General features: G+C 44.7%; 18 protein-coding genes. 13 read left to right on the forward strand and 5 right to left on the reverse strand.

Annotated elements, in window-relative coordinates:
- Window positions 1–40: 40 nt before the first annotated feature.
- From AC4G47_RS09120 to AC4G47_RS09130, 3 genes are all read right to left on the reverse strand, one after another.
- Complete coding sequence (locus AC4G47_RS09120; protein ID WP_491105791.1) at window positions 41–898, reverse strand: ATP-dependent DNA ligase; 858 nt, start codon at window positions 896–898, stop codon at window positions 41–43.
- Window positions 899–1,042: 144 nt separating this feature from the next.
- On the reverse strand, window positions 1,043–1,468 hold the full coding sequence (locus AC4G47_RS09125) for a stress protein (protein WP_491105792.1): 426 nt from the start codon (window positions 1,466–1,468) through the stop codon (window positions 1,043–1,045).
- Window positions 1,469–1,772: 304 nt separating this feature from the next.
- The gene (locus tag AC4G47_RS09130) at window positions 1,773–2,516 is read right to left on the reverse strand and encodes a hypothetical protein (RefSeq protein WP_491105793.1); all 744 of its coding nucleotides are present in this window, start codon (window positions 2,514–2,516) and stop codon (window positions 1,773–1,775) included.
- A 472-nt stretch (window positions 2,517–2,988) separates the two neighbouring features.
- On the opposite strand from AC4G47_RS09130, the gene AC4G47_RS09135 reads away from it, so the two are divergent.
- The 4 genes from AC4G47_RS09135 (at window position 2,989) to AC4G47_RS09150 (ending at window position 8,229) form a co-directional block, all read left to right on the forward strand.
- The gene (locus AC4G47_RS09135; protein ID WP_062319556.1) at window positions 2,989–3,183 is read left to right on the forward strand and encodes a hypothetical protein; all 195 of its coding nucleotides are present in this window, start codon (window positions 2,989–2,991) and stop codon (window positions 3,181–3,183) included.
- A gap of 11 nt (window positions 3,184–3,194) precedes the next feature.
- Window positions 3,195–3,479 carry a hypothetical protein gene (locus AC4G47_RS09140; protein WP_491105794.1) on the forward strand — a complete coding sequence of 95 codons (285 nt, stop codon included), beginning with the start codon at window positions 3,195–3,197 and terminating at the stop codon, window positions 3,477–3,479.
- A gap of 13 nt (window positions 3,480–3,492) precedes the next feature.
- Complete coding sequence (locus AC4G47_RS09145; RefSeq protein ID WP_491105795.1) at window positions 3,493–3,828, forward strand: YolD-like family protein; 336 nt, start codon at window positions 3,493–3,495, stop codon at window positions 3,826–3,828.
- Between the two features lie 1,479 nt (window positions 3,829–5,307).
- On the forward strand, window positions 5,308–8,229 hold the full coding sequence (locus tag AC4G47_RS09150) for an insulinase family protein (RefSeq protein ID WP_491105796.1): 2,922 nt from the start codon (window positions 5,308–5,310) through the stop codon (window positions 8,227–8,229).
- Between the two features lie 155 nt (window positions 8,230–8,384).
- Here AC4G47_RS09150 and AC4G47_RS09155 read toward each other — a convergent pair whose 3' ends face one another.
- Window positions 8,385–9,092 carry a helix-turn-helix domain-containing protein gene (locus AC4G47_RS09155; RefSeq protein ID WP_458123320.1) on the reverse strand — a complete coding sequence of 236 codons (708 nt, stop codon included), beginning with the start codon at window positions 9,090–9,092 and terminating at the stop codon, window positions 8,385–8,387.
- A 249-nt stretch (window positions 9,093–9,341) separates the two neighbouring features.
- On the opposite strand from AC4G47_RS09155, the gene AC4G47_RS09160 reads away from it, so the two are divergent.
- The 5 genes from AC4G47_RS09160 (at window position 9,342) to AC4G47_RS09180 (ending at window position 12,895) form a co-directional block, all read left to right on the forward strand.
- A complete protein-coding gene (locus AC4G47_RS09160) occupies window positions 9,342–10,562 on the forward strand; it encodes a MalY/PatB family protein (RefSeq protein WP_491105797.1) in 1,221 nt (406 codons plus the stop codon).
- Between the two features lie 159 nt (window positions 10,563–10,721).
- A complete protein-coding gene (ung, locus tag AC4G47_RS09165) occupies window positions 10,722–11,390 on the forward strand; it encodes a uracil-DNA glycosylase (RefSeq protein WP_145322965.1) in 669 nt (222 codons plus the stop codon).
- Window positions 11,391–11,409: 19 nt separating this feature from the next.
- Window positions 11,410–11,829 (forward strand): hypothetical protein, encoded by a 420-nt coding sequence (locus tag AC4G47_RS09170; RefSeq protein ID WP_017687369.1) that lies wholly within the window; start codon window positions 11,410–11,412, stop codon window positions 11,827–11,829.
- A gap of 232 nt (window positions 11,830–12,061) precedes the next feature.
- A complete protein-coding gene (locus AC4G47_RS09175) occupies window positions 12,062–12,646 on the forward strand; it encodes an LOG family protein (protein ID WP_491105798.1) in 585 nt (194 codons plus the stop codon).
- 120 nt (window positions 12,647–12,766) lie between these two features.
- A complete protein-coding gene (locus AC4G47_RS09180; RefSeq protein ID WP_458123317.1) occupies window positions 12,767–12,895 on the forward strand; it encodes a YjcZ family sporulation protein in 129 nt (42 codons plus the stop codon).
- A gap of 219 nt (window positions 12,896–13,114) precedes the next feature.
- Here AC4G47_RS09180 and AC4G47_RS09185 read toward each other — a convergent pair whose 3' ends face one another.
- Complete coding sequence (locus AC4G47_RS09185) at window positions 13,115–13,381, reverse strand: hypothetical protein (RefSeq protein ID WP_336761686.1); 267 nt, start codon at window positions 13,379–13,381, stop codon at window positions 13,115–13,117.
- Between the two features lie 231 nt (window positions 13,382–13,612).
- Between AC4G47_RS09185 and AC4G47_RS09190 the strand changes: the two genes are divergently transcribed.
- From AC4G47_RS09190 to AC4G47_RS09205, 4 genes are all read left to right on the forward strand, one after another.
- On the forward strand, window positions 13,613–14,350 hold the full coding sequence (locus AC4G47_RS09190) for a glycerophosphodiester phosphodiesterase (protein WP_491105799.1): 738 nt from the start codon (window positions 13,613–13,615) through the stop codon (window positions 14,348–14,350).
- A 272-nt stretch (window positions 14,351–14,622) separates the two neighbouring features.
- Window positions 14,623–15,678, forward strand: a complete 1,056-nt coding sequence (locus AC4G47_RS09195; RefSeq protein WP_458123314.1) for a FecCD family ABC transporter permease — start codon at window positions 14,623–14,625, stop codon at window positions 15,676–15,678.
- 2 nt (window positions 15,679–15,680) lie between these two features.
- Window positions 15,681–16,712 carry a FecCD family ABC transporter permease gene (locus AC4G47_RS09200; RefSeq protein ID WP_491105800.1) on the forward strand — a complete coding sequence of 344 codons (1,032 nt, stop codon included), beginning with the start codon at window positions 15,681–15,683 and terminating at the stop codon, window positions 16,710–16,712.
- Window positions 16,713–16,756: 44 nt separating this feature from the next.
- Window positions 16,757–18,472 carry an ABC transporter ATP-binding protein gene (locus tag AC4G47_RS09205; protein WP_491105801.1) on the forward strand — a complete coding sequence of 572 codons (1,716 nt, stop codon included), beginning with the start codon at window positions 16,757–16,759 and terminating at the stop codon, window positions 18,470–18,472.
- Window positions 18,473–18,651 lie beyond the last annotated feature (179 nt).

Below are 18,651 nucleotides of genomic sequence, written 5' to 3' on the forward strand. Positions count from 1 at the left end.
AAGACTCTGCATTGAGTTGCGGAGTCTTTTTTGCATTATCTCAGACAATAAATTGATCAAACACGGGTATACGTAGCACGCCTGACTTTGTCCAGCTGCGCATTTTGACCCTGGCTTGTATACGTGGTTCTAGGTAAACGTGATTCTTGTCCTCTCCGGTCACGAGTTGCTGGCACACTCCGCGGAACGCTTGCTTATGTTTTGGACTCGGACCATGCTCGATGATCCCTACTGGGCGCATCCTACCAGTTGAATCCGGAACAGCAGCAAGCCATCCAAACTCAGATTTTTTGTACCCCGTAATGTAAACATCAGCATAGGACCAGTTAATGACCTTCATCCAATCCTTTGACCGTCTGCTGACGTACTGGCTGTCTTTGCGCTTGCCAACTACACCTTCCATTCCCATAGTCTCTATCTGAGTGTATAACTCCTCTCCAGCGCCTTCTATATGGGGTACAACTCCAAAGTTAGAGGAAGGAAGAGATAGACTGTGTAGGATTCTCTTGCGTTCCATAAGAGGTAGCTTACGTAGATCTCGTCCTTGGTAGAAAAGAATATCAAATATAGCAAATGTGGCAGGCAGTTTATGAGTGAGCTGCGTTATCTTGCTGGTCAGCTTTGTGCTGAATCTACTCATGACTGCTTCAAAGTCGTTAAGCCCTGTCTCTGGATCAGTGCAAGCGACCTCGCCGTCCAGGATAATATCAGAGTCAAACGGCAGAAGCAATTCCGGGTACTGACGGGTACAGCCGTTGTTGTGACGAGTGAATAGCCGGACTACTCCGGCTTGTTGCGAATATATCAACCGGTGTCCATCAACCTTAGGTTCAAAAAGGTAATCGGAGTGGCTGAATGGTCCTGGTGCCGTCTCTAGTAACATAGGGCTAATAAACATAAAAACACCTCAACCCAATTATAGCTGTTTGCTACAAAGGATTGAGGCGGTAAGTTTTGGAGAAATCCTAGGTAAATATAGTATTTGCACGTATAAAGTCATGCTGCTAACGATTTTATAAAACGAGGTTAAGGAGGGAGCTATTTATAACTCATCTAAGACTTTAACGTATTTATCAAACTCAGTTTGACTCATTTTATTACTCATTTGTAATAATACATTGTCTTTAACGTACATGTGTGAATTAAACATTGACGAAGATTCTTCGGATTCTTCATAGACATCCTTTAGCTTCTCAAGATTACTCTGGGTGTCAAACAAGAATAGATAACCACCCTCACCTTCACCTAATGCCGGCACAAGAATGCGTTGACCTTCGATAAAACCTAAGCTACCTAACGCATGTTCTTCAGTAATTGATTCAGTTGGAGTTTCGATTTCTAATCCTGCTTCTTTGAATTTGTTGACAATGATACCAAGATCGATCGGAGATTCGCTTTCACTAGAAGAGCAAGCAGAAAGTATGCTTACTAAGAAAATAAAGCAAATGTAAAGACTTAACTTTTTCATGTTACGTACACCTCCTGCTGCAATTAAAAGTGATTACAGTTTACCATAATTGGATATTTGCAGTCATCTTTTATATAGATAAAAGAGTGAGAACAATAAAATGCAGTAATTAAAATGTTGATAAGATGATTGAAATCAGAATTGGATTAGTAGGAAAGTTTATTTATGTTAAGCTGAACAACTTAATGTTTTGTACAGAGAATTAAGATATTGGGTAAGATTCACTTACCAAATATTTAAAAGACAAAGGTGCTAGAATTTAAATTCTAGCACCTTTGTCTTTTGATTAATAATATTTTATGTTTTACACATTTCCATCTGCGGTGTAAGTATCATTTCCGACTAACAAATTCATAACAATAGTATTAGTAGATAATGCAGTATTTACTTTGAACGTAAAGTTAGCTCTAGCCTTTTCATATGAATTTTCAGTGGCTCTTTGGATACCCCATTTTTCTACCTCATAATTAGTGCCTGAGCCAGGGATGATGACTCTTCTATCATATACTTTTTGGATAGAATCATAACCATCTTTGACTAATGTAAAGTCGGCTTTGTATGTTGCAGTAAATATAACAGCATTACCAGTTACATTCATTCCTTGGTAGATAGTTGCGCCTAAAGTGTAAGTTACTTTAGTTTCGCTGTCACGCCCAACATCCGCCATGGGTGTAATAGCCCCTTCCTCTGGAACAGATCCAAAGGTTTGAATTATAAATGATCCGTCTGGAAAAACAAGTTTAGTTTCATTCTCTTTTAATTTCACTTCGGTTGCAGTTCCACTTTTCTCTGGATTTAGTGAATCCCATGATTCTCCATTTGCTAGTTTACTAACCAAGCTATCTATCGTTGCATCATCAGTATCATATTTTTTTAATTCGTTTCTTACAAAACTTAGATACTCTTCTTTTTCAGCTGCAGTGCTTACAGTTACATTTTCTTGAGTGCTTAATTCATTTGCTGAGGTATTCGCAGTGAGGAGGAGACTCCCACTAAATAACAAAGATCCAGAAAGAATAATTGGTGCAATTTTTTTCATTAAATACATGTTAATTTCCTACCCTTCCATTATTTTGTTTTTGTTACTGGGAAAAGCATATCATAATTTGGTGAAGGTATTTGCTTTTTTTGGAAATTTAATTATAAATACCTATCTTAATGATTACAAAGACTATAAATCCTATAGGTCTATATGATTATTTTTATTGATCTTAGTAAGAGTTCAGAGTGATTTTAATTTAATCTTGCAGTGAATATGTTGTTGCTTGGTCATTTCCTGTGCAATGGAATACCACCGATTGTCTTTAATCGGCTAAGGAAAAATATCCTGAAGCTGATCGCAGGGGTTAATGGAAACGTGGCTGACATGAATCGTGGGAATGGTAGTAGTAATCCTTCTCCCATAAACATTGATGGTACCTAGTCTTTAGACTGGGTATTTTTTTCTGTTGATTATCGAACATATATTCGCATATAATAGCTAAAAGCAAACGAATGTTCTTATTATTGGAGGGGTGAACATGCCAGTGAAATACTTGGGTTGGTTGGTTGAAATTATCTATGAGGATCAAAGTGGAAAGATTACCAAACGACGTATCCAGGTCAAGAGCATACGGTCGGGAATGATTAAAGCTGATGATCTATTGTCGGGACAGCCACGTACGTTTAGGGAATCCGGTTTACTGGCATGCCGTCCAATAAGAACGACAGCATAGGGGGTAGAGTCATGTTATCTGATTACGAACGGAAGGTATTACGGATCTTATACAACTACAAAGGGGGACGACGTAGGTTTCCCACGGTCCACGAGTTGACCGTAAAGACAGGCAAACATAAACCAGACGTCATGGCTGCTCTCGACGCTCTTATAGCCGCGGAATACATACATTGGGATGACAAGTCGAATACATCTAACATAGTCATTTTGGAAGGCTGGGAGCGCGAGGCAGAACGACCTAAGGTTGACCACACGCCACCCCCAGGGAACATTGACTATTGGACTGAATATTAAGGAGGAGTTTATTATGGCTAGCAAATTGATGGCTAACGGCATATATGAGGGATCGCGTATAATTCTTCCTGAACATCGAGAAGCTTTTTTAAGGGATCAGAAAGAACAAGAGAGGAAGGGGAAGCCTGTCTTGGATGAACAGGAAATGCAGCTCATTGAAGAAGCGATCCTTGAATCTTACCAAGAATGCCGATCTGTTACGTTGACGGTATTTAACCCATTCGATGATGAAATCATGCGGGGCGTTGTGACATCGATCGATAAGCCAAACAGAAGAATCAAACTTGTACGCGGTGATGAGGATTACAGTTGGCCGAGGATAGAAGAGATAATTTCAGCATCAATATAAGATTTAGAATAATTAAAATCCGTCAGGAAAGCACCTGTCGGATTTTTTATTATCCATAAATCATCCCAAAAACAACTCTACAAACTACCTCCAATGCCTACTGTATGTATTAAAATCAGACTTGTATTCGACAATTTAGTAGATTATTAACAAGAATATGTGTTCTGTGTACGCTGTAATATTTATCTATAATACAAAGTCAATTCATAGTTTAACGAAGTAGAAATATGTAAAGTTTTACCTTCAGGACGTTCGACACATTGCGACACCATATGTCATAGGAAAAAGGTATTGTTTACATATCTGTTTTAGAACAAATTGTTCTAAATTTTCCGGGGGAGTGCGGTAACACCGCCTCATGCACGCTTTACTTTGTACTCATATAGATCTTCCCATTTACACCCCAATAACAGCACGGCAGTATACATATCTTCAGGCAGCATCACACGGGTATTGTTACAAAAATGGGATATCATTCGCTGGGATCGTCCAGATCGATTAGCATACTCGGTCTGAGTAAAACCCTTTGCGTTAATGAGTTCAAGAAGCCTACATCTCCCTCGAGAGATTTCCACTTATTGACCTCCAGTAGCCAGTATTCCCACGATTATAACACTGGAAAGCTCTGGGGGTAAACTGAAACTAAGGGGCGTTCACCATGCGATCACACCAAATTGATGTTCATCAGACGCTTACTCAAGAAGCAGCTAAAACCCTTGCGCAGGTTTTAGTTTCTGCGCAAGGGATAAAAACTCCTGTTCTAGTAAAAGTGGTCTCGCCGTCTTTAGATCACACAGTTTTGCTTGAATAAATCAGGGAACGGGCTGGGGACGAATTGGGGGCAGACTGTAGGTCAACCCATAGAAACCAGTCCAAATGAGAACGACACACGAACAGCTTGAAGCCTTGTTATTACTATATTTTAGCCTGTCGTTCCATTTCAGACCAATCAAAACTCATGTCTTAAAATCCTGCGGTAGGTGACTACCGTACCGGTTCGATCCCGGTCCTCGGCATCTTAAAGAAAAGATCGTATGACGCTTGTTAATCAAGCTGCATGCGATCTTTTTTTATGTTCTTTTATATGAATGGAATGTCATGATCCACTACTTCACCATGCAGCTCATAAACACAAACGCTGCATAATACATATCAGAAAGTGGATTCGACGGTCTTTTTATGAAGAGACGGGACAATGGTGTATACTATCCGTAGGCATATATTACCTTTACCTTGCTGAACGATATAAGTTCAACTACACATTTACACGATAACGGAGAGGACGGAAATAACCTGAAGAAGCGAAGCGTGCGCCTTTATCCCCGGATTTTCCCTTTCAAAAGGGAATCAAAAAATCTGGGGATAACAGTGATCGGAAGGTTGTTCTGTCATCGGAGTGCCCATGTAAATAAGCATATTTGAACTTATGTAAAGTCACAAAACCAATAAAACAATCTTATGGACGGAGGACTCAAGTTTATGTTGAAACAGCTTAAGCCATACAAGGTGTTACAGGAGCGCAGAATCGAAGAACTGAAATCGGATGCGTATCTGTTGGAACACCAGAAATCCGGAGCCAAAATTGTACTTTTGTCCAATCAGGACGACAACAAAGTATTCAGTATCGGTTTCCGCACACCTCCGGAAGACAATACAGGGGTAGCCCATATTCTTGAACACTCCGTGCTCTGCGGGTCCAAGAAATTTCCGGCCAAGGATTCTTTTGTTGAGTTGTTGAAAGGTTCATTGAATACATTCCTTAACGCCATGACGTATCCCGATAAGACGATCTATCCGATCGCGAGTCGTAATGATCACGACTTCCATAATCTGATGGATATTTACCTGGATGCGGTATTGAATACGAATATTTATGAGAATGAAAAGATATTTCTGCAAGAGGGTTGGAACTACAATCTGACCTCTGCCGACGATGAGTTAACCTATAACGGAGTTGTATATAACGAGATGAAGGGTGCCTTTTCTTCACCGGAACGAATGGTGCGCAGAGAAGTGTTAAACTCCCTTTTCCCGGATACAACATACTGCTCCGAGTCTGGCGGATTCCCGGAAGCTATTCTGGATCTCACCTATCAGGGGCTACTGGATTTCCACACGAGATACTATCATCCGTCCAACAGTTACATCTATCTGTACGGCGATATGGATATGGAAGAGAAGCTGCAATGGCTGGATGAGAACTATCTGAGTGCATATGATCGAATCGAGATTGATTCTGCTATTCAACTCCAGCCTGCCTTTGCAGAGCGGGTGGATACGGTCAAGACCTACTCTGCGGGAAGTACGGAATCGGAAGTGGATAACAGCTTCTTGACCTACAATGCGGTGATCGGCACAAGTCTGGATAAGGAACTGAACATTTCGTTTCAAATTCTGCTATACGCACTGCTGAACGCCCCGGGAGCGGTACTGAAGCAGGCGTTGCTGGATAAGGGCATTGCGAAGGATGTCTACGGTTCGTATGATGATAGCCTGTATCAGCCTGTATTCACGGTTGGACTGAAGAAGAGCAACCTGGCGAGCAAAGAGGATTTCCTGGGAACGGTAAAAGAAGTGCTTGAACGTGTGGTGAAAGAAGGCTTCGATCCTAAAGCGCTGCTTGCAGGAATTAACTCATATGAGTTCAATCATAGAGAAGCAGACTATGGCAGAATGCCGAAGGGACTGATCTACGGATTCTCCTCCCTGCAAAGCTGGTTGTACGATGAAGATGCGCCTTTCACCCATTTGGAGGCCAATGACGTATTTGCTGAGCTGCGGACGAAAATGAACGAAGGTTACTTCGAGCAATTGATTGAGAAATATATACTGCAAAACACGCATACTTCCTTTGTGGCGCTTACCCCGGATAAGGGGCTGAACTCACGCAAGGAGGAAGCGTTGAAAGAACGTCTGAAAACTATTCAGGCCGGTCTTAGTAAGGAAGAAGTTCAGACGTTGATTCAGAAAACGGAAGCACTCGCCGAATATCAGAATACACCTTCAACCAAAGAGCAGCAGCAGGTCATTCCGACGTTATCGATCGAAGATATCGAACCAAAAGCCTCTACGTTGCATCAAACGGTGAACGAGGTCGATGGCACAACCATTCTGCATCATAACCTCTACACGAACGGAATTGGTTATCTGAGACTGTTGTTTGATATCAAAGAAGTACCACGTCATCTGTTGCCGTATGCAGGATTGCTGAAAAATGTACTGGGTTACGTGGACACTCAAAACTACTCGTTTAATGAATTGTCCAATGAAATCCATATCCATTCAGGCGGTATTCATAGCGGGGTTGGATCTTATGCCAACTCGCATAAGCACAATGAATTCAAGGCGACCTATGAGTTCAACGCGAAAGTGTTGTATGACAAGCTTGGATTTGCCTTTGACATGATCAAAGAAATTGTGTTCACATCCCGATTTGATAATTCGAAGCGATTGTACGAGATTATCTCCCAGATGAAAGGCAATCTGCAACGTAATCTGATCAATAGCGGACACTCTGCGGGAATTGGCCGGTCTTCGTCCAAACATTCAGCGGTTGCGGATTTCAGAGAAGCTGTGAGTGGCATTGCCTTTTACCAGTGGCTTGAAGATCTTCAAGCGAACTTTGAGGCCAGAAAAGAAGAGTTATCTTCCAGCCTGCATGAGTTGACAGGGTATATTTTCAGACCGGAAAACTTGCTTGTTAGTTATACTGCCGATGAGCAGGGATATGAGGGACTGGAGCAACAGGTTTCCGATCTGAAAGCGAAGCTGTTCACACATGAGATTGCCAAGGAAGAGTTTACGTTCACACCTGCTACTCATAAGGAAGGATTCCGATCCCCATCTGAGGTACAGTATGTCGTGCAAACGGGTAATTATATTGACAAAGGATATCAATACACGGGTTCACTCCGAGTTTTGCAGGGGATTCTGTCTCTGGATTACTTGTGGACCAATATCCGTGCCAAAGGCGGAGCCTATGGTTGCATGTCAGGCTTTAGACGCAATGGAGACAGTTACGTTGCATCGTACCGAGATCCGAACCTGGATAAAACGTACAAAGTATATGAAGAAATGCCGCAATATCTGAACGATTTCCGGGCAGACGAGCGGGAGATGACGCGTTATATCATTGGTGCAATTCAGGATCTCGATACGCCGAGAACGCCTTATGGCGAAGGAGCATTCTCTCTGGAGTGTTATCTGTCCAATGTGACTGAAGCAGACCTGCAGAAGGAACGTGACGAAGTATTAAGCACCAAGGAAAGCGACATTATCGGTTTTGCCGGACTCGTATCCGCTATACTTGAACAGCAACAGCGCTGCGTGATTGGGAATGAGAACAAGATTGAGGAACAGAAGCAAATGTTTGACGAGACGCTTGATTTAATTAAAAATTAAACGTTTAGTCTCGCCGATCCACAGATCCCCGATCCAATAGGCGTCAAATGCGAAAGGCACTTGTATGAGCTGGTATGAACAGCTTATCAAGTGCCTTTTTTCTATAAAAAGGGCCTATCCCCATCCCATATGAAATGAATGATCCGCCTCGTTGTTCAGGTGACGGCGAGCATATTGTATATTTTCAACGTTCGCAGATCTTCCTTTGAGATTTTCAATTCATGATATAACTCCTGATTCTCAGGCAGCGGAGTTCTGGAGAATAGCATTTTGAGCGCAATAGGCATGAAAGGTCGGAAGGAGACACCTGCCATCAGTCCCCACTTTTTCTCCGACTCTTGAAAAGACGCCAAAATATTAATATATAGATTCTCCAGCGGCGTGGCCTGATTTTTCAAAATCAGCGTGGTCAGTGTATCGTAATGCTCGGTGTGACCCCAATACATATTCTCGCACTCCTGGTAGTTCTCGAAGTCCTTCACATTCATATACATCACGGTGCGATAACGGTTGGCATCCGACTGTGCCATCATGTCAATGACACAACGAATGAGACTGTTGTTACGCCCATCATAGAAATAAGAATAGAAACGGGTGGAGTTTTTGAAAAAGCTGGATGGGACCGCATTCATCAGGGGAGAAGCATGCCTTGGCTCTTGGTACAAGAGTTGCTCCACCTGAATGTTGAGCGCATCTGCAATATGATGTAACGTGACCAGATCGAGTGAAATATCTCCGCTCTCATATTTGGATAGTGTGCCCTTGCTCTTGAAGATCTGATCCGCAAGCTGTTGAATGGTCAGTCCTCGCCACTTCCGAAAGTTTCGTATTTTCTTGCCGACTTCCTGGTTGATATTGTTCATAACCGGTTCTCCTTATGCCATGTTTCTTGAGAGTACGTGAAAAAGATGAAAGTCATTCAGAAAAATGATGCTATATGAGAAATATATCACTTTTTCACGGAAATACCTATTTTGGAGAAACAATAACCTTGATTTGTTTCGTCTGAATAGATTCTGTTGCATTTGATGCAATTACTGCGTCATGGAATAATAGAGGCAAACGACATGAACCGACAATGGAAAAGTAGAGCAGACAGAGGAGCAGAAGCTATGAAATATAACTTTGATGAGATTATAGATCGTACAGGTACGAATGCCATGAATACGGATGGTTTCCGTCAATATATTTTTAAAGCGACAGAAGATATGACATTTCCATTCAAGGACGAAGAATTCATTCGCATGTGGATTGCGGATATGGAGTTTGCCACACCTCCCGAGATTCTGGATGCAGTCAAACAGCGACTGGATCGTAGAATCATGGGTTACTCCCAATTGTTCGATCCGGCATACTATGAAGCTGTTTCGAATTGGATGAGAAGGTACTATGATTGGTCTTTCCCCAAGGAGCACTTGGAGACCTCAAATGGAATCATTCCGGCTTTATATGAACTGGTGGAATATATCTGTCAATCGGATGAGAAAGTACTGATCGTGACACCTTCTTATGGATTTTTCAAGTCAGCTGCAGAGCATAATGATCTTGAACTGGTGTGTTCGGATATGATCAACGAGCAGGGGCGTTACTCGATTGATTTCGAGGATTTTGAAGCCAAGGCGAAGGATGAGAAGGTAAGGGTATGTATTTTCTGTAACCCGCATAATCCGTCTGGACGTGTCTGGACAACGGAAGAGCTGCAACGTGTGGGTGAAATCTGCCTGAGTAACAACGTATGGGTCATCTCGGATGAAATCCACTGTGATCTGCTTCGGACTGGCAAGAAACATACACCACTCGCTAAGCTGTTCCCGGATACGGATCGAATCATTACATGTATGTCCCCGAGCAAAACATTCAACATGGCTGGTCTGATGTTCTCTAATGTCATTATTCCGAATAAGGCACTTCGAGATACCTGGCAGGCGCGCCATTATGGTTTCAAAAACCCGCTGAGCATCGCTGCCACTCAGGCAGCTTACGAAACGGGTGATGAATGGCTGACAGAATTAAAATGTTACCTGGATGCCAATTTTGCCTACGTAGAACAGTATGTGAAGCGACATCTGCCACTGGCGGTCTTTCACATCCCAGAAGCCACATATCTGGCCTGGATTGATATCTCGGCATATGCTCCCAAGCATGTAAGTCTACCTTTATTCTTCGCTGAGCAAGCGGGTGTGTTGCTCGAAGATGGTCATATGTTTGTAGCGAATGGAGAGGGTTGTATTCGGTTGAATCTGGCTTGTCCCCTTTCTGTCCTTCAGGAAGGGTTACGGAGAATTAGCAGTGTGCTTGTGAAAGAAGTCGAAGAGGTACCCGTTCAAGTGTAAAGTCACCCATCCCCTGATGCGCGATTCTGGCCTGCTGTCCCCGGTTATGTTAAAATGGTGGATAGTCTATGAGTCGCATGACATGCGGCTCTCAGAATGAAGAGTCTCGTAGTTAGGCTGCACGAATCTGCATTCATCAGGGGAAAGGAGTCTATACATATGTTTGGAAACGACTGGGACAAGGTGCTTCAAGAAGAAACGGAAGCCGAATATTTCAACAAGATTCGTTACACACTCGCTGCCGAGTATAAAACGCAGACGGTCTTTCCGCCCAAAGAAGACCTGTTCTCCGCATTGAAGCTGACTCCGTATCATCAGGTTAAGGCTGTAATTATTGGTCAGGACCCTTATCACGGAGCGGGTCAAGCCCACGGATTAAGCTTTTCGGTTAGACCGGGAGTTCGCGTACCGCCTTCTCTGAAAAATATATATAAGGAACTTCAGGCCGATCTGGACCTGCCGATTCCGAATCATGGATCTTTGGTCCATTGGGCGCAGCAGGGAGTCCTGCTATTAAATGCCGTTCTGACGGTCCGTGAAGGTCAGCCTAACTCGCATCAAGCACTGGGGTGGCAGACATTTACGGATGCTGTAATTCGTGCGCTGAATGAACGTTCAGAGCCAATGGTATTTATGCTATGGGGCAGTCATGCCCAGAAGAAAGGTGCTTTTATTAACAGGGACAAGCACCTGGTACTGGAATCTACACATCCCAGTCCGCTGGCTGCGCATCGTGGATTCCTCGGCAGTCGTCCCTTTTCCAAAGCCAATGATTTCTTGACCTCCAAAGGTATTGAACCGATCGATTGGAAGATACCTGAAAACTAGACAGATGGAGGTGAGAACATTGCGACATTGGATAGGACGAAAAGTAGCGGTATATCGTGCGACAGGCATACGGGAGCCATTGAAAGGAACGCTTGTCGAGTGGGATGAAGAAGCGGAATGTGTACGGATCGGACCGAAACGGATCAAGGTATCGTTTGACAATATCGCAATGATCAGACCTCTTCCTGAAGAGAGTCTCCCGTTAAAGAAAGCACGTTCTGAAGTGCACAAGGTTGGATATGTGATGAAAAAGGCGATTCAGTTCGAAAATGCCATCTATTTCAAATCACAGGTTATGATCTGGCGCCGGGCCAAAATTGTAGCATTATCCACGACGATTCTGCGTCATGACGAGGATCAGGTTGAACTTGCAGATGGCCGGGTTCTTCGTAAAGACAAGCATATGTTTGTCGTTCGTTCACGCCGTGGGATACGTTAGTACCAAGAAGATTTAATATTCATTTCATGCAAAGATCATACGGATTTAATGTTCGGTCTGTATATTAGGTAGTAACAACCCCTTCTAAATTGATATGTATTGAAATGGGAGCCCGGCCGGCTGCAAACGGCCGGGTATTTTTTTGTCCATTGGTTCTGTTAACCTGTTGTACATACCCATAACATTCATGTTATATATTATTAAAATAGATCATGAGAAGGAGTGAAACTCATTGAAACGTATATGTGTTTTTGCAGGCTCTAACCCGGGAAATCATCCCGATTATACAGAAAAGGCTGTTCAACTGGGCAAACACATTGCCGATCGCGGATATGCACTAGTCTATGGTGGTTCTTGCATGGGCTTGATGGGTGCAGTTGCCGATGCAGCTCTTAAGCAAGGTGGAGAAGTGATCGGTGTCATGCCTACCGGATTGTTCCGGGGTGAGGTTGTTCATGGAGGGCTTACACAGCTGATTGAAGTGGGAACCATGCATGAACGGAAGGCTACAATGGCGGAATTATCCGATGGATTCATTGCACTTCCCGGAGGCATGGGTACATTTGAAGAACTATTTGAGGTACTGTGTTGGGCACAGATTGGCATTCATCGCAAGCCTGTGGGCTTATTGAATGTCAACGGATATTATGGCCCGCTGATGAAGATGGTAGAACATAGCGTACAGGAAGGGTTCTCCAACACGTCACATCTTAGTCTGTGGAGCCTGGAATCCGATCCAGCTGAACTGCTCAACCAGATGTCGTCCTATATTCCGGCAGAGTTGACCCAGAAGTGGTCACAGCTGAACGGACAGTGAGTGTACAAAAATAGGGAGCTGTAGCCAATCGCTTCTGAGGAGAATTTTCGATCTGCCCAAGCAAGTCGCGCTATCGGACATAGTCTATAGTGTACTTTAGTGAAGAGGGGAGTGTCACTCATGAGCGAATTCAAAGGCACAGGTTACGGATACGGCGGAGGCTTGAGTGGTGGAGCATGGACATCGACAGGCGCAATTCTGGTGTTGTTCATTCTGTTGGTTATCATCTCTCGCACATTCGTTCTCTAATTCGGCCAATATTCCGAGACGGGAATAGCGTTGCAGGGGCAGCGTCCGAATAAAAAATGACCTTTCCAAAGAGACGCCGGTATATGCTGGCGTTTCAGGGGAACGGTTTTTTGACGTTTTCTGTATACGCGAATGAAAAAGCAAAAACCTGCCCCTGAATAATAATATCGTCAGAAGCAGGAGAGAGCCTCCTTAGTTAATCGCTGCTTATCAAGCAGCTTACACCACAACAGCAGTTTGATCCGGATTACTTAACGATTTCCAGGCGATATATAGCCCGATGGCGGCCGCAATTAAGGAAAGTATAGCTGCAACAATAGCCAGCTGATCCAGTGTGTTGGGTGAACTGGAGTTAAACGAACGCTGATTAGCCGTCTTGCCGGATTTGTTTTTGATATGGACAGATGCTCTGGAATGCCTGGAAGCCGACTGTAATTGGGATGTGCGAGGGCGTGTAGGTGTCGATTTTTTCTTTGAGGAGTTCAATAGTCAACCTCCTTATAACGGAGTGCAGTGCTTCCATCGTTCATACTATGTTATGTCGATTTCCAGATTGAGTTCGCAAAAATGAGTGAATCCCCAGCCCGTTGGATGTTCAACTATATAGCTTCCATTGGCGGAGTAGTCATGTAATTAAACGCTCTGTTAATACAGGTCTAACAAACAGTGTTTATAGTGAGGATCATAGAGTTAATGTTGAACGCAGGAGGCGCTGGAATGAGGAACATGGAGATTATTGCCCATCGCGGCGCATCTGCCGTATGCCCTGAGAATACGATGAGTGCTTTTGAACGAAGTCTGGAACTTGGAGCGACAGGTATTGAAACCGATGTGCAGGTAACGAGTGATGGCAGATTGGTGCTAATTCATGATGAGACGTTAAGCCGAACTGCGGGTGTGGAAGGTTGGGTTAAGGATACAACTTATGATGAATTGCGCACACAGGATGCCGGGTCCTGGTTTCATGCCGATTTTGCCGGGGAACGTATTCCTTCTCTGGAGGAGCTATTCAAGCTGGTACAGGGGAAAGGCACCCTGCTTAATCTGGAATTAAAAAATGGTATTGTGAGTTACAAGGGAATGGAAGAGAAGATTATACAGGCAATCCGGGATTGGAAGCTGGAGCAACAGGTCGTCCTGTCCAGTTTCAACCATGCTTCACTGGTGAGATGTAAGCGTCTTGCCCCGGAGATTCGTACAGCGCTTCTATATATGGAAAAGTTGTATCGTCCCTATGACTATGCCGCCAAACTTGAAGCTTCTGGTCTTCATCCCTACAAGCTGGCAGTTACACACGAAGATATTGCTGCAGCACTGGCACATGGTGTTGTAACCTACCCATTCACGGTGAATGATCCCGCGGAGATGCAGGCCATGATTGACATGGGTGTACAAGGAATCATTACCGATGTTCCGGATGTTCTGGCATCCTTAATTTCGGTACATGCCCGATAATCAAGTTTGTGTTTTACATGTGTCTACATAAGCAATGACTAGGCTACGTTCGAGCTTTTTGGCTCCGCGTAGCCTTTTTGCGTGCAAATTTGTGTGCAAATCTTCATATATGCAATAAACATGTCCCATTTGTCCATTGCCAGAGACCGTGGATTCACTTACAATGATCTATGGGAATGAGAATCAATATCATTAAAGTTCGGTATTTATAGAGAGGTGATTGTTATGTACATAGGTTTGAGCAGCTCTACTCATAACGAGGGTGGACGCGTATGAGTTCAAAAGCTTCACCAGCAAATCATAATCCGGAATCCCCCACAGCGAAGATACATACTCGTCCGTGGGCAGCCACACTTATTCTTACAGGGGGAATTTTATTACTCGCTCTGGGTATGGCTTTATCCATTTCTTTTGGTGCTGCTGATATTAAACTCGGTGTAGTCTGGAAGGCTATTTTCGACTTTAATCCTGAACTGACTCCGCATCAGATCATATGGGAGATTCGGTTACCGCGTATTCTTGGCGGAGCAATGGTAGGTGCCTGCTTCGCTGTAGCTGGTGCGATCATGCAAGGCATGACCCGTAACCCGCTGGCCGATTCCGGTCTGCTTGGGCTGAATGCGGGTGCTGGATTTGCACTTGCGATCTGTTTTGCCTTTTTCCCGGGCTTGCCATTTATGTACATCATTATGTATTCCTTCATTGGGGCTGGGCTTGGGGTCCTGTTGGTGTATGGTTTTGGTGCAGCTTCCAAATCGGGTCTAACTCCTCTACGCCTTGTCCTTGCAGGTGCTGCTGTATCAGCCATGTTGTCTGCACTCAGTGAAGGGATTGCATTGTATTTCAGAATTGGACAAGATCTGGCTTTCTGGACAGCTGGCGGTGTAGCCGGAACGAAGTGGTCTCAATTGGAGGTTATGTTCCCATGGGTACTCGCGGCACTGATCGCAGGTCTTCTCATCTCCCGTTCCATTACTTTACTTAGCCTCGGAGAAGATATTGCTGTTGGCTTAGGCCAACGTACGGGTCTGATTAAGCTCGTGGGTCTGATTGTTGTACTAATACTTGCAGGTACGGCCGTGTCCGTCGTGGGTGCGGTTGGTTTTGTTGGACTCATTATCCCCCACCTTACGCGAAAGTTGGTTGGGGTAGATTATCGTTGGATTATTCCATGTTCCGCAGTAATGGGCAGTCTGTTGCTTGTATTTGCGGATCTGGCTGCACGTATGATTAACCCGCCGTACGAGACGCCAATTGGCGCATTGGTTGCCCTTATTGGGGTACCATTCTTCCTCTATCTGGCGCGGAAAGAAAGGAGGACTCTGTAACGATGGAATCCTCAACAATAGTTGGAGCAGAGCGCAAAAAGAGAGCCAAGAGTACGATAGTCCTCATTGTGCTTGCCATATTAATTATTACGGCTTTTGTGGTGAGTATGAACACAGGTTTTACCAAGCTTTCGCCGCTTGAGGTGATGCGTACCCTGTTTGGCGGAGGCACGGCGAAACAGGAGTTAATCCTGTTTGAATTCCGTCTGCCGCGTATTGTGATTTCGGTAATGGTCGGTGCCGGACTCGCATTATCTGGTTGTATTTTGCAGGGGGTATCTCGTAATGCGCTGGCAGATCCGGGTATCCTCGGGATTAATGCAGGTGCTGGACTGGTTGTCATGCTTTTCGTTTCCTTCTTCCCGACAACGACAGCAGCGCCGGTATTTCTGTTGCCAATTCTGGCACTGATCGGTTCGGGTTTTGCTGCATTTCTGATCTACGTACTCTCTTACAAAAAAGGAGAGGGCATTCTGCCTACTCGTATGTTGCTTACGGGGATCGGGGTAGCGGCGGGAATTAGCTCTGCCATGATCGTGCTTACATTGCGGCTTAGTCCGGAAAAGTATCAATTCGTAGCTACCTGGATGGCTGGCAGCATCTGGGGTTCGAACTGGAAATTTGTAACGGCATTACTGCCGTTTCTGATCATTCTTGTACCGCTTGTCCTGTATAAGGCACGTGTACTGAACGTACTGAATCTGGGCGACCAGACTGCAAGTGGACTCGGGACTCCGGTTGAGCGTGAGCGGTTGATTCTGCTTGCGGCTGCTGTAGGGCTTGCGGGCTCATGTGTATCTGTGAGTGGGGGGATTGGTTTTGTCGGTCTGATCGGACCGCATTTGGCGCGTCGTCTGGTGGGTCCAAAACATCAGTTCCTGTTACCCGCATCTGCGCTGATCGGTTCATTGCTCGTGCTGGTTGCAGATACGCTGGGCCGTGTCATACTACAGCCTTCGGAGATACCTGCGGGTATCCTGGTTGCCATTATTGGAGCGCCATACTTCCTGTACCTCTTAAGCAAGACGAAATAGAACGTAATCATCATGGTGTGGTTGCATAAGGAGGACATTAGTCCATGCTTCGTCGTTTCTTTGCCTATTACAAGCCTTACAAAAAGCTCTTTATTCTTGACTTTAGCTGTGCGATTCTGGTCGCGCTGCTGGAGCTGGCTTTTCCACTGGCAGTCAACCGGGTAGTCGATGATCTGCTGCCAGGCGGCCGCTGGGATTGGATTCTATGGGCGTGTCTGGCATTGCTGGGCATCTACTTATTGAATTCATTTCTGAACTTCGTGGTTACCTATTGGGGACACAAGCTGGGCATTAACATTGAGACGGATATGCGTAAAAGTCTGTTTAATCATGTGCAGAAGTTATCGTTCCGTTTCTTCGATAATACGAAAACAGGACACCTCGTGTCCCGTATGACTAACGATCTGATGGATATCGGTGAGATTGCCCATCATGGTCCAGAGGATGTATTTATCGCGGTGATGACACTGATTGGTGCATTCAGCATCATGATGAGCATTAACGGCAATCTGGCCGTGTTAACTTTTATCATCGTACCGCTGATTATTTATCTGTCGCTCTACTTTGGCAGTAAAATGTCCAAGGCATTCAGTCGAATGTTCGGGGATATAGCGGACTTCAACGCTCGCGTTGAGAACAATATTACAGGTATTCGTGTTGTTCAGGCTTTTGCTAATGAAGAGCATGAAAAAGCACAATTCGCTGTAAACAACGGTCGTTTCCGTCAGACCAAACTAATCGCATACAAAATTATGGCCTGGAACTCCTCTGTCAGTTATATGCTGATGAAGCTGGTATCCCTCTTTGTCCTGGTATGCGGAACGTGGTTTGTCATTAATGGCAGTATGACCTACGGTCAGTTCATTGCATTTATTATGTTGTCCAATGTGTTCCTGACACCGATCCAGAAGATTAACTCGGTTATCGAGACGTATCCCAAAGGGATTGCAGGCTTCAAACGGTATACGGAGCTTCTTGATATGGAACCGGATGTGGAGGATCGTCCAGGAGCTGTTAAGGTATCACACTTGCGTGGGGATATTCGTTATGAACAAGTGACCTTCGGTTATTCGGATCAGGAACCTGTTCTCAAGGGTATCGATCTAAACGTGCATGCAGGTGAAACGGTGGCTCTTGTCGGTCCATCGGGTGCAGGGAAAACAACGTTGTGCAGTCTGCTGCCAAGGTTCTATGATGTGCTGGAAGGTCGCATCACGATCGATGGCCAGGAGATACAGAACATGACGCTGGACTCCTTACGCAGTCATATCGGTATTGTACAACAGGATGTATTCCTCTTCGATGGAACCATTCGGGAGAATATTGCCTACGGCAAGCTGGATGCATCCGAAGAAGAAATCTGGATGGCCGCCAGACGTGCACAGATGGAACCTTTGATTCAATCGATGCCGGAAGGATTGGATACGTTAATTGGTGAACGAGGCGTGAAGCTATCCGGTGGACAGAAACAACGCTTGTCCATTGCCCGTATGTTCCTGAAAAACCCACCAATTCTGATCCTGGACGAAGCAACTTCCGCGCTGGATACAGAAACGGAAGCAGCGATTCAGCAATCCCTTGCTGAGCTGTCCGAGGGCCGGACGACGTTAGTCATCGCCCACAGGCTGGCTACGATCAAAAATGCAGACCGCATTATTGTCGTTGCTGAACAAGGTATTACCGAGCAGGGGCGCCATGAAGAATTACTCGCAGCAGGTGGGGTGTACAGCCGCCTTCACTATGCACAGTTTGGCGCGTAACGTATCCGACGTGGATATAACAATGTAAATACGAGAAGTAACGCCATCGTTCATGACTTGGAAGGAGTCAGGACGGTGGCGTTTTTTTCTTTTTTCATGATCAAGTGTGGGTCAGGGGTACTGTGCTCTTATCTGCCTGTGATCATGGATATGGAAACGGGTAATATAGTAAAGAGAAC

The sequence above is a fragment of the Paenibacillus sp. Negev47 genome (genome assembly GCF_058313655.1).